The organism is Streptomyces changchenzhani, assembly GCF_039766235.1.
Taxonomy (GTDB): domain Bacteria; phylum Actinomycetota; class Actinomycetes; order Streptomycetales; family Streptomycetaceae; genus Streptomyces.
Map to the genome: position 1 here is coordinate 1 of NZ_JBDHNH010000029.1, position 14,578 is coordinate 14,578.

Sequence of the window (14,578 nt, forward strand, 5' to 3'; positions counted from 1 at the left end):
CTTGATAACTGGATAGCGGGTCTGAGTGCCAGTCAGCTGACTGGCCACTCCTCTAGCGCGAGTAGTGACGTGCTCTCTGAGGGGCCATACAGACCCCGTAGCCACAACGGCACACCGTAGGTGTGCGTCAGTCATCTGCGGGACGTCTACGGCCCATTGAGAGCGTTTGGTGAGGTGCCTAGGTCTCCCTAGGTACCGAGCGAAAGCGCAGCGATGACGAGTGGCAACAGAAGCGGGCTGAAACACAGACCTACTGTCCTCTCACTCTTCGGAGTGAGCATCCATAGGAGGGGCCTGCCAAGCCACCTACCGATAGCCGGGAATGGTCATCCGGAATGAATAGACCTACGTGCCTAGCGAGTGTGGCGTGTGCTTGCCGTGAATGCCGTTGTGAGGGACCTACGGACTCCGAGCGACACCAGCGGAAGCGGTGAGTAGCACAAAGCGCGAGTGCAGCACGTACAGCCGTACCTAGGGGGTTGTCATGAGAGGGCAATAGGTAGCGCCGCCCGTAAGGGCCGTGAGCAGCCTAGGCCGTGACGACTTGTGAAGCTCCTTAGGTACGGCATTGCACAACTGAAGTTGCCTACGGTTCATGCGCTCAACACGACACGTCCGGCGCACAGACGAACGGTCACGGTGACTGATACTCACCGGGCCGTCTGCGTGCGCTTTAAGCGTCTGAGAGCGCGTGAACCTAGGGGAGTGTCAGTTAGGCACCCATCGGCCCTACGGGGCCGTACAGCACCCTAAGGAGGGCAATGCCCGTTGCAGTAGAGGCGTCAATGAGGAAGCCTCCAATGCTTCCGTTGAACACGTTCTCGTTCCACACGGAGAACATTGACCATGACCGTTTCAGGGTGAGCATCACGGATGCGTCCGGGCCGTTCACCTATGAGGTGCGGGCATGGGGAAACATGATCCGCACAGTTGAAGCATTCACACAAAGCGTGGCGCACGTGGGTGTGTGTCAACGGGCAAAGCTTGACCTGTACCGAACGGGCTATGCCCTGGTGAACGGCTCCAACATTCGTATCATTCCGCTTTCGTAAGGGAGTCGGGTGCGCGGCGGATAGGGATACTCTCCCGTGCACCCTCTCACCCATTACGAAAGGCGTAATGGAGTAAAGGGAGGTACCTCAATGCGTGACTACCGCTGGATCTCTTACATGTCTCAGAACATTCCTGGGAACACCTCGTTCACGCTAGGCAGACATGCCAGTCTGGGCGCCGCTAGGAACGCTTACGCTGAGTTCTGTAATGCGGTCGGCACCGACGAATGCAGCATGACGCTCTACCCGTTCTCTGAGCAGAACTGGAAGGATGCCGAGGAATTCAAGGAAGCCGGATGCGTTGGCTACCCATCCCGGATTATCGAGCGTGGGCCGCTGGGCGGCGTACGAGTGGTGGAGGCGTGAGCAAGCGCGACATACGTGTATTCACGCACTGTGAAGGGTGCGGGTGCGATCATCCGGGGCAACTTGTATTGCTCAAAGAGACTGGCGTTAACCAGCCCTTGTGCTTTCTGTGTATGCGGGCCCTAGAGGTTCCGTATCAAGTGCTCGACTGGATCAATAAGTACGGGAAGCTTCAGTTCGGTAGTAAGGGGAGAGCGTGACGGTTGGAAGCCGTATACGGGTAAGTCTGTTGACCGTTCTTCTCTGCCTAGGGGCAGGGTTCACGGTAGGGCAGGGGCTCGAACGGTCCCGTATTGATCGGGACTCTCACACAGCCTACGAGACAGGTTTTCAGAACGGCGTTTGCGGTCCCCTGATGTTTGAGGACGGCTCAACTGTTCTTGAGGACGGTACCGGTCGACTCTGCGTCAAGCCGTAAGGAGAAACAACAATGTACGTAGCTCACATGGGCCCAGGATGGCACCAGAGATTCACGTTCTACGCGGACGCTGTGGCCTATGCGGCCCATCCGGCGCTAGTAGAACTCAACCTGAGTAAAAGACGCTACAGGGCACGGCCGATAGCCACGAGTGTGATTACGACCCGCAGTGGTGCCGTACGCCTCTCCTATACGTAGTCGGCAGCACGGGAACACGGGTTTAGGGATGCATCCGTGTTCCCCTCTGTCCACTGCGTACAGAGCGCAATGGCAAGTGAAGGGGCAACAATGCAGACTTACACCATTGAGCGGCAGAGGGTACGGGACTACTCCACCTACCTTGACGCCCACGGAGGCGTGTACGGAGACCTAAGCGATCCGGGGCGACGTGCTCAAGTGATTCAGTCACTCAAGCGCCGTGACGCTGTCACTCACGCTTCCGCGCGGCGGGAACTCTGGCGTGAGGTAGCGGAGATGCGAACGGCGAACATCGTCTACGCGCTCAAGGTGAAGCGTTACCAACTCGACCACTGCGGCGCGGTTCGCCCGTGGAACATCCGCAACGCGGACATCCACATGTACCGGATGCTGCACCGGGAGTTGCGCAAGCGCGAGGGACTGACGCTGTTCCCGGCGCCGGGGCTGTAGTAGGCCCCCGCCGGCACGGCGGAAAGATGTCAGCAGGCACAGAGGTCTAGGGATACATCTCTGTGCCTTTCTCATGCCCGTTCACGGGAGCGGGAGACAGGAATCAGAAAATGCGCAATGTCAACACGGGTGCGGTTGTCCTCGCGAAGGTCGACCGCTCGTACACATTCATACTCGGGAAAAGCTCGTATCTGGAAAGGGAGGCCGTATTGCAGCTTTCCGACGGAAGGGTTGGGCTGTATTTCGTCCGCCGGAACGGCGAGACCGGATTCGTGCCCATGCTTTTCACGACGTTTGACAACCTGGTGGTATCAAAGCGCGCCTTTGAGCGCGAGTACCTGACTGGCGAACTGTCGGAGGACACCAATAATGGCTGACGCTCAGACGGCCGAGGAAATCGCGGAACGTTTCGGAAAGTCCCTTGATTGGGCCCTGGAACACATAGGTGACCACCCTAAGTGTGTCGATGGGAGGCGCTACATCTACTCGTGCTTGGTCAGTGACCCCGAATGCGACAAAGTAGCGCGGTCATACATGGAAAAGGTTCACTAGCTTCCCCTTCCAAGGCCGGGACCGTGCCCTACTAGGCACGTGACACACAGAAAGGCAGGCATCGCATCAGTACATTCATGGACTGGGTCAGGTTCGCAAAAGTGGGCGCGGACGGTAAGCACTACTGGGTGACCTACAGCGTTCCCACAGAGTGGAATAAGCAATGCCCGAAGGTGGGCGGGACTTCCCGAATGCCGGAGAGTGCCGCACTCGCGTTCTCCATTCTCAGTCTCGCCGGTCACTCCTGGGTGAGTGCCTGCCACTGTGTCACTTGCACCATTCAGGAAAGACAATCCGTAGCTAGAGGTTGAATGCCATGGGCGGAGTCACTCCCGCCCGTGGCGTTGAGCCTCTAGAGACAAGCTCTAAGGCTTCATGGAGAGGGTTCCAGTTGAATACTGGGGATTTCAAGTTTGCCAACCTGGACCACATGCAGACGGCTTATAGCGAGAGCGCTCCGAGCGAGATTCACGCCACGTGGTCCGGGCACAGAACCGCGTGCGGTAACTCGGTCATTGAGGCAGCGCCTGTCTATGATTCCTCCGTTGACGACATCACGTGTGCGGAGTGCGGTGCAACGGCGGTATTCGATCTCAGCACTGCCCGTAGGCGTGCGCGCATAGTCACAGAGAAGTATGAAGCTACGGGCGCGCTTTCCTATGAGGATGCGTTCCAGCTCCGCGAAACGGCCGTGAACACGATTGCCCCTAAGGCATTCCTTGCGCGCCGTAAGGGGGACTCCTGGAATGCGATTAGTACTCATTTTCTCATGAGCACCGGAGCGGCCACGGAAGACGACCCAACGTCTCGGTTCGTGGGCAGAGTCGGGCTTGCGGTCATCGAAGGACTCAAGGAGTCCGAGCACAAGCCGCAGCGCTAACCGCTAGGCACTGAGTTCGGGGCACGGACGGATAGGGATGCTCGTCCGTGCCCTTCGCTCTGTCTCTAACGAAGGGAACGTAGATGGTGCACATGAACTGTGGGGCGTGCGGCGCGGAAGTCGTGATCACTGACAAGCAGCGAGAGCACGAGAACGCCGCCCCTTGCACGCACTGCCCCGATGGTGGCGTTGACCTCATTCATGCACGACGACACGCAGACAACATCTAACCGAGAAGGGGATACACACGATGACTGAACAGAATGCCGATCACCCTCCGATTTCCTCTGTTTTGAAGCAGGGGGCCAACAAGCGCAACCGGGATGCGGCGCGCGACGCCGAGAAAGTGGCAAGACTGGTTGCCTACACACTCGTCGGCGATTACATGGGCAGCGACACCCGTTCCGCATGGCAATGCGAACTGGCGGATTGCGGAATGTTGGTCGTGAAGTTCTACAGCCACATTCGCGGACGCCGGAAGGGCGGAGTTTGGCGGCCGAGCCCGCGACACCTTGGCTGCATACCTCCTGCCAAGCGCGAGGCCGCTATGAGCGAGTGGCACGAGCGGAACAACTTGCTTGCTGCTTACGAGGCATGGCGGGATCGTGGCGAACTGATCTAGTCGACTGAGCTTGGGGCGCGGCGAGTTGGGATTCCTCCCCGCGCTCTTTGCTCGGCCTACTAGTGAAGGGGACACACCTTGTCCGGCGAGACCTACAACCATCTTGCGGTAGGCGTGTGCAGCGTCTACAACGTCCGCGTACATCTGGAATGGGACACGCGAACAGAAGCCGTTCAACTCACTGTGCTCGATGCTGCCCCGCAGATCGAGCGGCGCGTGTTCCGGGGGAGGTGCGGGCAGTTGCCTTTGAGTACGCCTGATAACACGTGGCTCAACTCCATGGTTCTCGGGGTCCTTTGGGAAATCGAGCTCGACGGGCCCGTAACCATGCTCCTCGGAGACAGAGCAGCCGTGGCCAAGTTCCTTGCCAAGTGGGGCGACTACGAGTGGCTTACAGAGAAGCTTTCCAAGTTCTAGGAGGTTCTACCCGTGAAGTGCATTGAGTTTTTCCCCGTGGTCGTCCTCACGTACCCTCAGGATGAGGACCACGCTCCGATACTTGAGGAGCAGTGCCTAGCCCGCGTCGCTAAGGCTGAGGACGTATGTGAGGGAGACCTGATCCTTGCCGAGTTCGACACTCGGGGGCGTTCGGACTACTTCAATGATCAGTACGCCGCTGCCACGTTCGTCTATGACCCAACGTGCGAATGCGGGGTCTGCTGCCACGTGGCGGACCTAGTTGGTCCGGTCGTTGTCCTCTCCGAAAGAGAGGGGTTTTGCGATCCGTGGCCCGCTGATGCGCTCGTCCTGATAATCCCCGACGGGCAGCAGCTCGGGCGCGAGGCCGCGTGAGCGCTGTGAAGTCCTGGGACCTGGACATGCAGAGGGTCCGCAGTGGGGCCAGGGCCGCAGCCGGCAAGGCAGATGCCTGCACCCGGTTGCGTGCGTACTGGGCTCTGCGCCAGGGCCTCGGGGCGATAGCCGCCACGTACGCCGATCCGCGGAAGGCCGCTCGGGCTCTGGTACGTGAAGCCGCTCGGGCATATCGGCGCGAGCGCCAGATCAGGAGGAACAGTCAGTGAATGAGGAACGGATCGTCTACAAGGTGACGTGGACGTACTACTCGGACCCTGGTCCGCAGAGGCGAACCGTTTGGATGGAGGTCTCTGCTCATCCGTTGCACAGCCAGCGAACGATTGCGCATCAGGTCTGGCTTCTGCTGTCGAAGAGGGGCTATGACCTTGACCCATCTGCGGGACGCGTCGAAGCGATAGGTACAGAGGGAAGCTCAGAGGAAGCGAAGTGATGAAGTACAGGACCATCGAGCAGCTTATAGGTCTGGTTTCGCGGCGCACCCTATTTCAGGTGGAGTACGCGGAAGACGACGCGAGCACATGGATTTGGCTGCCGCACTCGCAGCACGAGCCGAAGTTCGAAGATCCGGTGCGTATCGGAACTAACCGATTGATCTACGAGAACATGCGGCGCGAGGCGATAGACGAGGCCGCAGCTTTGGCCAACAGGTATGAGCAAGTACGGGTCGTGAAGCTATCGGTTGAGCCCGTGTGGTCAAGCAACGAGGACGACCAGGACTGAGCCTCTTTAGTGAGGGCCGGAACAGAGGTTCCGGCCCGATCCATGGACGCTCACGCCCCCAGCGTGGACGTGCAACACAACCGAACAGAAAGGGGAGTTGTGGACGAGAAGGCACGCTATGAACCGATGGCCTACGGGCCTATCGGAGCGGCTGTCAAAGGAGCCATGCCGTACACGGAGGCTGATCCGGTAGGCGTACATGCCGCTGTGCTGGCCCTATACTCCGCTGCCCTGAACGGCAACATCTTGCAACCCAACGGGCGGCCTTCCGTGGTGTGGACGGCCCTTGCTGGCCGTTCGCGGGTCGGGCGCAAGGGATACGCGCTGTCGACCGCTGAGGCCATCGTTCGTGACGCTATCGGAGACTTCCTAGTCCTCCGCCGGCAGGGCGGCATTTCCTCGGGGCCATCTCTGGTGCAGACCCTCTATGAGACCGAACAGGACTCTCTGACCCAGGAGGGGGGCATGGACGGACGCACAGTGATTGTGGATGAGGAGTGGTCGACCTCGCTCAAACTCACGAACCGCTGCCCCAAGTATTCGGGAGTTCTCCGAACTGCTTGGGACGGAGGGCGGGTATCCAACGTGACTAAGAAGGACGGGCAGCGAGTAGAGGTCACCGTTGACACGCCCGCCCTGGGGTTCCACGTGCACATTCAGCCTGCGGCTTGGGCTAAGTACATATCGATCACGGAGGCTCAGGGAGGGTCGTACAACCGCATTCTCCCCGTGATGGTCGAGCGGTCCAAGTTGCTCCGGACCGCGAAGAATCGCCGGAATCCACTTAGCGACATCAAGGTGAGCGCGTCTCTGCGGCTCGGGTACGAGTGGGCGCGAAAGGAGACTCGCCAAATGGAGCTGAGTGAAGCTGCGGCAGAGCACTTTGATGATCTTCGGGCAGAGTACGAGGACATCATGGATGAACTGCCCGAGGAGGTGTCTTGCTTCATCGAGCGAGCCGACGAGCAGGTTATGAGGGTCGCGTGCGTACTCACTGCGGCTGAGCGCAAGACACTCATCAGCGTAAAGGCCCTTAAGGCTGCACGCGCTTTCGTTGAGTTCTCCATAGCCTCGGTCAAGCAGTTGATCTCTCAAAGCAACGTGCAGAAGGCGCGCACAGTCCTCCCCCTGGACCAGAAGATCAGGGAAAAGCTGTTGATCCACGGAGAGATGACATCGACTCTCCTCTACCGGGCCTTGTCCTCTCGCTACCCGGCTGACCAGATCTTCTCAACGGCCTCTGACATGGCAGATGTTCAGGTGGAGCAGGTCAGGACGAACAGGCCCGGACAGAACCCGGTGATCTTCCGTCTGGTCGAGCCGACGCCTGAGCCTGTTCCTGAGCCCGAGCCCGTGAAGGCCCCAGCTCGGAAGCCTGCTGCTGTCCGTAAGAAGGCAGTCCCTGTTAAGCGGGCTACGGCGACTAAGAGAGCCCCCGCCAAGAAGGTTGCGGCTCCGAGGAAGGCCACCGCGGCTTCGCCGGCACGAACCAGGGCCCCCAGGAAGGCCGCAACCAAGAAGACCCCTCAGCCGATCACGGCTGAGCAGACACAGGAGATGACGGCATGACTTCAAATCTCATGAAGACCCTCGCAGGGCTCAAGGTTGGCGACTACGTGACGGCTACAGGAGCGGATGCGCGAGGACACGGCGTGACCCGTACCGGGACCCTGCTTGCGTTGCCGACAGAGGTCACGGCCACCCGGAGTGGAGCGCGGACCAAGGGGGTGCGTGTGTGCGTCGGAGCCGCTGGCACAAACGTCAAGGAGCGGTCCACCTGGACCACGCTTTTCTCCGACTCGGGCGCGGTCGAACTCGTGAAGGAGCCGGAGGCAGCTTGGACGAACAGTGAGCTGCGGGCGGTTCCCGGTATCAAGACGAGTGACCCCCGAGCCCGGATCTACTTCGGAGGGAAGGGTGGGAAGCGGTCGAGTGAGCCCAAGGAGCCCGTCACCCTTACGGAAGTCACCTATGCAGGAGAGGGCAGGTACGAAGTCCGTGACGTGGACACGAGTGAGGTGCTGCTGAGCTGTGCCCTTCAGTCTCAGATCTGGTGGCTGCCTGCCCCTGGGGAACCGGAGGGCCTGGAGGGCAGCGACCTCCAGGAGCAGGGCGTGACTGAGGGGAAGTACGGAACGCCCGTCCATCACGTCCGTACTCGTGAGCTGGTCGGATATCTCAGCTCTGACAAGTTCACACCCATTGAGGATGTGCACTGAAATGGGCGCGGCAGGCGAGGGCGGTAAGATCCCTAGCCCTTCCTCAATGCCTAAGCATCGACCCACAACGTCTCTTGCCGTGCAGGGTCGCTACTCTGGTCTCTGCCGTAAGTGGGGGCGGGGGGAGTGGCGGGAGTAAAACATACTTGAGCAAGATCAGGCACTATGAGAACGTCACCGTGACACATCGGCGTCTCATGGCGCTGTAGTGGTACGAGGGCGGTTTCCGTTTAGGGATACGGCGGAAGCCTGCCCGACCCTCCAGAACCAGAACTGATTCAGCGTGGAAGGCACAGAACAATGGCTCAGAAGATTACGACCCTCCTCATCGATGACCTCGACGGCGGGGAAGCTCACGAGAGCACAACCTTCGGGCTGGACGGCAAGACGTACGAAATCGACCTCAGCGAGGTCCACATTGACGAGCTGCGTGCCCTCCTGGCGCCGTACATGAAGGCCGGTCGGCGGGCGGGTGGCCGAGCTGCTGCCGGCACACGCGGAGGATCGACTGCCAAGTCTGTTCGTGCTGCTGGTGAGCCGACTCCGGAGGAGTACCGCAAGTGGGCTGCTGACCACGGGCACAAGGTCAGCACGCGTGGCCGCATCTCGGCCCCCATCAAGCAGGCGTACGCGGCGGCCAACGCCTGAGTGTCAGACCAAGGCAGTACGTTGTGAGGTCCGCCCCGCGAGGGGCGGGCCTTTGCCTTTGGAGGGGACTTGATCAACTACCGGGTGATGTGGGCAGTGGGCGGGAAGACGCACACGTCCGCCGTGAGCTACGACAAGCCGACTGCTGAAGAGCGCAAGCGGACGCTGGAATCTGAGGGCGCAACGGATGTCGAGATCGTCTCTGAGAGGCTAGGGAAGTGACCGAGGTCCAAATAGACCTGACTCCTGTCCCAGACGAGGACAAGCTCCACGGCTTCTGGCCCACGTGGTCGATCATCATTGATGGTAAAGAGTCGGGCATCGTGTATCTCAACGTGCCTACCAGCCGCTTCGTCGTTAGCCTGAATACCGCATTTGGGTATGGGAAGTTCATCAAGCAGGCAGTTGGAGAGCTTCCTGTCGGTGTCGGTGGGGCTGAGATCAATGAGGCCATAAAGCGCGGATACGCGGAACATGTGAAGGTGCTGAAGCGGTTGAAGGTAGTCGATCGAGAGAGCTACCCAAAGATGATCAGCACCCCCATGGGCGGCAAGCCCAAGGGGTAACGCAAAAATGGCCCCTCCCGTTTCCGGGAGGGGCCATTTTTGTCTCTCTACCCCAGACGCACCTCTACGCCTAGATCAAGTGCCGGGTTACTCAGCTCGGTTGCCGCGAAGCTCTGCCTCAAACGGCGAGTCGGAGTAAAGGGCGGACAGGGTCTTGGTGTTCTCAACCCGCTGAGCCGCCTCACCGACGCCCAGGAGGACCGCCGCGAAGGCAAGCAGCGCCGCACTGGGTAGGTCCGGCCAACGGAGCAGGAGAAGGGGAAGGAGCGCGGCCAGGACGCCGTAGAGACGTACACCGTGCGCGGAAAGGAAGTTGGTCATATTCATCATCACCTTTGTATTTGTTGTGTAGTTCAGGAGAAAAGGCGCTTCCATGTCTCTGGCCCTGGGTAGCCGTCTGCGTTGCTTCCGGCCCAGCCCTGCGCGGTCTGGAATGCCCTCACCGCAGCACGGTCAACGGCCGTCCACTGAGCGCCGGGACCGACCTTGTAAAAGCGCTTGTAACCCTTCTTGACGAGCTGCCGCCCGAGCATGGTCACGTACGAATTCTTGGCCCCTGGACGGAAGTAGTACGTCCCAGGGAAGGCAGGAATGGAAGGCTTCGGCTTGGCCGGAGTCGTCGGCTTGGAAGGGGGCTTCGGCTTTTCGTCGTCTGGCTTCTTGGCAAGCGTCGCCTTGATGTCCTTCCGGACATCGTCCATTCCCATCATCTTGCCCGTGGCGTAACCGGGGTCCCACTTGCCGGGACTGCCCCATTCGCCATGGCCGATGACGCTCTTCTCGCTCCAGCCGTGGAAGTCGAGCACCGCCGCAGCAAGCTTCCGCAGGGTCGCGTACTGGGCTTCGGTCATCTTGTGCGAGCCCGAGTACCAGATCTCAACGCCGTAGAAGTGCCTGTTTCCATCGGTGTTGCTCTCGTTGTCCTGGGGAAGCTTCAGCTCATTCTTGACGGCATGTAGGACATCGTCGTCACCGAGGCCCGCGTGATTCGCGCGGCCCCAGCCGATGAGGTGAACTGTGCCGTCCTGGGATAGGCCGAACTGCGCTAGCGGGCCGGGAAGGTCAGTGATTCCCCGGTACAGAAGCTCTCGCTGGTCCTTCGAGTCAGAGCCCGTGTGGTGGACCATGAAGCCGTGAACGGGGCCCCAAGGGCCCTTGTGGTTTCGGTTGTGGGAATCCCAGTCCTTGTATTCCTTGAACGGGGCTCCGAACTTCTTGAGCTGTGCCTTGATCTGAGTAGGCGTCATAGGGGTAGTGGTCATTTAGTCCTCCGTAGAGCGGTCCGGCATTCGGAAGCCGGCAAGCCGGGCAGGGTCGAGAGAGATGAGGATTTGGATCAGTCGCGCGTTCTCAGCCTCAATGCGGCTGAGGCGGTTCTTGATCTCGGTCAAGTCGCCGGAAAGGCGATCGGCCCGTTCCTTCTGGGCTTCTGCTTCCTCGCGCCAGATTTTCGCGGCGCTGGTTCTGTGAGTGGCGAGGACGACAACGACAGCAGCAATGAAAGTCGCTAGAGTCCCCACGATTTGGGCAAAGCTCGACAGGGCCATAGGGGCTCCAGGGGGCAGCAAAAAAGGCACCCGCGTTTGTGGGTGCCCTCTGACGTCTCGTATTTGGTATTAGGCAGGTGCGATGGTGGTGACGGTTCCGCTGCTGCCTCGCCACCGCAGGGCTCCGGCCTGGACGAAAAGCACACCGCCCCCTGTCGGGTTGGTGGTTGGTGCGGTCGTCGCGTTCTTGATTCCGACTACGGCCCCTGCACCCCCACCCAGATCCGCGGTTGCTGAGCCGAGCTGTAGAGCACTGGTGAAAGAAGCGAGAGCACGGTGGACAGAATTACCGTTGGCCGCAATCTCGAACCTGGTCACTCCGTCAGCGTCCTTGATGAGAACGGTCTGCGGAGCAACTGAGGAAGCCGCGACGATCTCAAGTGCCACGGTCGAGATGTCGTTCTGCTGAATGGAAAGGCGGCCCACGTTCGCGGAGCCGTTCACGGAAGCCGAGTCCGCCACTAGGTTCTCAACCAGAAACGCCCCTGGGCGAAGGTCTGTCGGCCCCGGACCGTAGCTCGACGGAGCGTAGGTGTAGCCGCTGACACCCTTCTTTGCCGCTTCGGCCGTGATGACTCCCTCGGCGTAGGCAGGAACTCCGTAGCCGTAAACGATCGCGTCGGAGCGGCGACGCTTACGGACGTAAACACCATCTCCTTCGGTACTGCCGTTGTCGGACGTGTTGCCTTCGACCGTGTAAATGAACGTCTCGTCGTAGGCATAGACGATGCCGGTATGGTCCTGCCCGCTGGTTCCGTAGAAGACCATTGCCCCGAGGGCGGGGAACCAGCTCCATCGGTTTGCCGCACTGAACCAGGTGACGCCTGCCGAGCAGTCCGCCGTACGCGGGAAGAGGGAAGGAACACCCGCGCGCATGGCTACCCACGATGTGAAGACCGCGCACCAGGAAAGGCCCTGCGACCAGCCGAGTCCGGGAACCTCGGTCGCATACCTTGTGAAGTTATTCCAGCCGCCTTCGTTGTAGCCCTCGCGGTAACCGACCTGGCTTCGTGCAACGGCCACCACCTGTGGCATCTGAGGATTGATCACGGGACCTCCTGTTAGCTCTGCAAGAGCGTGTTGAGCGCCGCTGCCACATAGGAGTGCCCAGCGTCAGAAAGGTGAACTGCATCAGTTCCGGATGCGCCGGGCGTAGACGGATTTGCCCAGTGCCCGAGCGAGTTCCAGTGATTCCACGAATTACGGCCCATGCCCCAGAAGTTGACTAGGGCTGCGTCGAAGGTCAGAGCAAGGTTCATGGCTCGGCCCGCGAAGTCCTGATAGCGGAAGCTGGCCGTGTCGGCCCTGCCGATGTGCGGGAGGACCAGAACAATGTCTGTGGCTCCGACAGCATCACCGCTGTCGCGGACATGTGAGAGGTGCTGGTGCACCGAGCTGGCCCAAGAGTCGGGGGAGGTGCTATTGAGCACGTCTTCAAGGCTGACGGAGTAGATGAGGAGATCGGCGGGGTAGTCACTTCCGCCGTTCCAGCTCACGCGGGCAGGCTTGGCGTATCCCGCAGCAGTCGCGTTCTTACGACCGAAGTTGTTGAGCACAACCCCCGTGTCGTTCTCGCCAGAGACTCCGCACACTGAGAGGAACTGCCCCGCGATACCTGTGTGCTTGATGGTCACGGTGTGGGGGCCAGGAGCCAGGCCCGCGACCACGCGCTTGAGCCCGCTGAGTCCTGTGGTGGCTGATTCGGAGACGTCGACCGCAGGGGCACTGTCGATGGCGTAGGACCACTGAGCCCGCCCGCCGTCCGCCCCGAGGGTGTAGATGCCCACGGATGTGCCGGCCACGATGAAAGTCAGAGACGCACCAGGCGTCGAGGTGTAGAGGTACCCCCAGCCCGGCCCTGCCAGATGCCCGCCGATTGACCAAGGCCCCGACTGAGTGATGAGGCCGCCCGTGGCTGTCCACTGAGTGATAGCGGTGCTGTCCTGTCCACCGATCCCCTGAGCGCTGACCATGGCGGTGCGAAAGCCCGAGCCGCCGTCTCCGTAGGCAGTCCGCAGGGCAGAAGAGAGCACTCCTGGCCAGGACGCAGTAACCAGCTGGCTCGCGTAGAAGCCCGATGCATCTGAGCCGCCGATGACTGCCACCGCGGCTTTTCCGATGACCATTGCGGCATCCCGCTTCGGTCGCCAGGTCTCGCCCCAACTCGCGGGCACATGCACGCCCTTGGCTCGATCTGCCCTCGCGTTGGGGCTCGACACCCAACCCGCCTCATTGGCTCGCACGAAAGTTGCGTCGGCGTATGCGCGATCTCCGTGCGGGTCTGGGGCGGACAGGTGCTCTCTGAGTCTGTCTCCTACGTCGCTCGCGAGGATGGCGACTCGGCCACCCCCGAAATCGACGTATAGCCGCTCAAGGGCTGCGTCCTCAGGGCCGAAGAACGCGGGCAACATCCCGTTGTCGTCAGAGGTGAGGAGCTGCATGGGTGCGCCAGCGAGGTCCTGGAGGTCCGTGACCTCCAGGGCTCCGTCACTCGGTCCGTCCCAGACGCTCCCCGTGACACCTGGTACACGGACGCCCGAGGCATCTTCCGCAACGTCAGCAGCCGTACCACCGAATAGGTTTCGTGCCATAAGGACTCCTTACTCCTTGAACTGCGCGGCCTCGTAGACACCAGAGATGTTGAGGAAGCCCTTACGGGGGAAAAGGTCGATTCCGTCCAGACCCGAATCAGGGATGTAATTCCGGTTGGGCATGTAGAAGTACATGGTGGAGGTGTGGCCACCCCGATTGGTGCGGCCAAGAATCTGGACTAGGTTCGGGAGATTCGGAGAAGCGCCGGTGCCGTTATTGTCAATCAACCCGGCGAATGTCTGCCCCATCTTTCCGTTCGCGGGGACTGGCAGCGTTACGCCGTACGTCCAGCCGCTACTTGGGATCTTGAGGTCTGAAGTCGAGGTGCTCTCAAGATGGATGGAGAAGTACACCGTGTTGGGTGCGATCCACCGCCAACGGCCCTGCCGAACAGCGGGGTTGCCGATTCCCACCATGGCGGGGTTATAGGGGCGGGACTTCCCGAGGTGGCGAGTCGAGACGAATCCGTCTCGGCCTAGGAAGCCCTCCTGCTGCGTGTCACCACCGTTGTTGTCCATGTCGAGCGTGAACGTGCCTCGGGGCTGGAATGCCACCCCAGCCTCCGTATTCCACGGGTAGGCCGCAGTGGTGGGAACATCGAAGGGCATACGAGCGGAGATGGTGACTGACGCGTTCTGGGCTGCTGCGTCTACCTCGTACAGCGGCATTTCCCAGAGGCCGCCTAGCTGCCGGCGAGGTCGAGGAGCTACCGGCGAGGAGGCTGCCGTGCCCTGCACCACCACGACGTTGACCGCGCTCTTAGCCATATCGGCCTGAATGACAATCAAGTCCTTGCGCGGCTTACTCGTTGAGTTGGCAGCAATCGTCACGGTCTTGAGGGCGGTGTTCTGGTAATAGAAACCCCCGACCCACGCTTTGCCTGCGTTGATCTCGACACTACGACCGTTGACGACACGAGCCCAAAATGGCAA

19 protein-coding genes are annotated in these 14,578 nt (G+C 60.7%); 13 read left to right on the top strand and 6 right to left on the bottom strand.

What is annotated here, in order from left to right; all coding sequences use genetic code 11:
- Positions 1 to 860: 860 nt before the first annotated feature.
- From ABCR94_RS38900 to ABCR94_RS38955, 13 genes are all read left to right on the top strand, one after another.
- Positions 861 to 1,052 (top strand): hypothetical protein, encoded by a 192-nt coding sequence (locus ABCR94_RS38900; RefSeq protein ID WP_347126157.1) that lies wholly within the window; start codon positions 861 to 863, stop codon positions 1,050 to 1,052.
- A gap of 90 nt (positions 1,053 to 1,142) precedes the next feature.
- Positions 1,143 to 1,418, top strand: a complete 276-nt coding sequence (locus ABCR94_RS38905) for a hypothetical protein (protein WP_347126158.1) — start codon at positions 1,143 to 1,145, stop codon at positions 1,416 to 1,418.
- Positions 1,419 to 2,310: 892 nt separating this feature from the next.
- Positions 2,311 to 2,484: a hypothetical protein gene (locus tag ABCR94_RS38910; protein ID WP_347126159.1), complete on the top strand. Its 174-nt coding sequence runs from the start codon at positions 2,311 to 2,313 to the stop codon at positions 2,482 to 2,484.
- 110 nt (positions 2,485 to 2,594) lie between these two features.
- Positions 2,595 to 2,861 (top strand): hypothetical protein, encoded by a 267-nt coding sequence (locus tag ABCR94_RS38915; protein ID WP_347126160.1) that lies wholly within the window; start codon positions 2,595 to 2,597, stop codon positions 2,859 to 2,861.
- Between the two features lie 1,305 nt (positions 2,862 to 4,166).
- Entirely contained in the window at positions 4,167 to 4,538 is a 372-nt protein-coding gene (locus ABCR94_RS38920; RefSeq protein WP_347126161.1) for a hypothetical protein, read from the top strand.
- Between the two features lie 78 nt (positions 4,539 to 4,616).
- Positions 4,617 to 4,955: a hypothetical protein gene (locus tag ABCR94_RS38925; RefSeq protein ID WP_347126162.1), complete on the top strand. Its 339-nt coding sequence runs from the start codon at positions 4,617 to 4,619 to the stop codon at positions 4,953 to 4,955.
- A gap of 12 nt (positions 4,956 to 4,967) precedes the next feature.
- The gene (locus tag ABCR94_RS38930) at positions 4,968 to 5,330 is read left to right on the top strand and encodes a hypothetical protein (protein WP_347126163.1); all 363 of its coding nucleotides are present in this window, start codon (positions 4,968 to 4,970) and stop codon (positions 5,328 to 5,330) included.
- Between the two features lie 453 nt (positions 5,331 to 5,783).
- Positions 5,784 to 6,074, top strand: a complete 291-nt coding sequence (locus ABCR94_RS38935) for a hypothetical protein (RefSeq protein WP_347126164.1) — start codon at positions 5,784 to 5,786, stop codon at positions 6,072 to 6,074.
- A gap of 63 nt (positions 6,075 to 6,137) precedes the next feature.
- Positions 6,138 to 7,643, top strand: a complete 1,506-nt coding sequence (locus ABCR94_RS38940) for a DUF3987 domain-containing protein (protein ID WP_347126165.1) — start codon at positions 6,138 to 6,140, stop codon at positions 7,641 to 7,643.
- 11 nt (positions 7,644 to 7,654) lie between these two features.
- Entirely contained in the window at positions 7,655 to 8,293 is a 639-nt protein-coding gene (locus ABCR94_RS38945; protein WP_347126166.1) for a hypothetical protein, read from the top strand.
- A gap of 300 nt (positions 8,294 to 8,593) precedes the next feature.
- Positions 8,594 to 8,941, top strand: a complete 348-nt coding sequence (locus ABCR94_RS38950; RefSeq protein WP_347126167.1) for a histone-like nucleoid-structuring protein Lsr2 — start codon at positions 8,594 to 8,596, stop codon at positions 8,939 to 8,941.
- An 87-nt stretch (positions 8,942 to 9,028) separates the two neighbouring features.
- A complete protein-coding gene (locus ABCR94_RS39365; RefSeq protein ID WP_521978813.1) occupies positions 9,029 to 9,163 on the top strand; it encodes a DUF8636 domain-containing protein in 135 nt (44 codons plus the stop codon).
- Positions 9,160 to 9,507, top strand: coding sequence for a hypothetical protein (locus tag ABCR94_RS38955; protein ID WP_347126168.1), 348 nt, complete (start codon positions 9,160 to 9,162; stop codon positions 9,505 to 9,507). Before ABCR94_RS39365 ends, ABCR94_RS38955 begins: the two co-directional genes overlap by 4 nt.
- A gap of 87 nt (positions 9,508 to 9,594) precedes the next feature.
- Here ABCR94_RS38955 and ABCR94_RS38960 read toward each other — a convergent pair whose 3' ends face one another.
- The 6 genes from ABCR94_RS38960 to ABCR94_RS38985 form a co-directional block, all read right to left on the bottom strand.
- Positions 9,595 to 9,828, bottom strand: coding sequence for a hypothetical protein (locus tag ABCR94_RS38960; RefSeq protein ID WP_347126169.1), 234 nt, complete (start codon positions 9,826 to 9,828; stop codon positions 9,595 to 9,597).
- 32 nt (positions 9,829 to 9,860) lie between these two features.
- Positions 9,861 to 10,769, bottom strand: coding sequence for a peptidoglycan-binding protein (locus ABCR94_RS38965; RefSeq protein ID WP_347126170.1), 909 nt, complete (start codon positions 10,767 to 10,769; stop codon positions 9,861 to 9,863).
- Complete coding sequence (locus tag ABCR94_RS38970; RefSeq protein WP_347126171.1) at positions 10,770 to 11,054, bottom strand: hypothetical protein; 285 nt, start codon at positions 11,052 to 11,054, stop codon at positions 10,770 to 10,772.
- 69 nt (positions 11,055 to 11,123) lie between these two features.
- On the bottom strand, positions 11,124 to 12,104 hold the full coding sequence (locus ABCR94_RS38975; RefSeq protein WP_347126172.1) for a CHAP domain-containing protein: 981 nt from the start codon (positions 12,102 to 12,104) through the stop codon (positions 11,124 to 11,126).
- Positions 12,105 to 12,115: 11 nt separating this feature from the next.
- Positions 12,116 to 13,180: a hypothetical protein gene (locus ABCR94_RS38980; protein ID WP_347126173.1), complete on the bottom strand. Its 1,065-nt coding sequence runs from the start codon at positions 13,178 to 13,180 to the stop codon at positions 12,116 to 12,118.
- A 474-nt stretch (positions 13,181 to 13,654) separates the two neighbouring features.
- Positions 13,655 to 14,578, bottom strand: a 924-nt coding sequence (locus tag ABCR94_RS38985) for a hypothetical protein (protein WP_347126174.1), incomplete at its 5' end; no start/stop codon positions are given.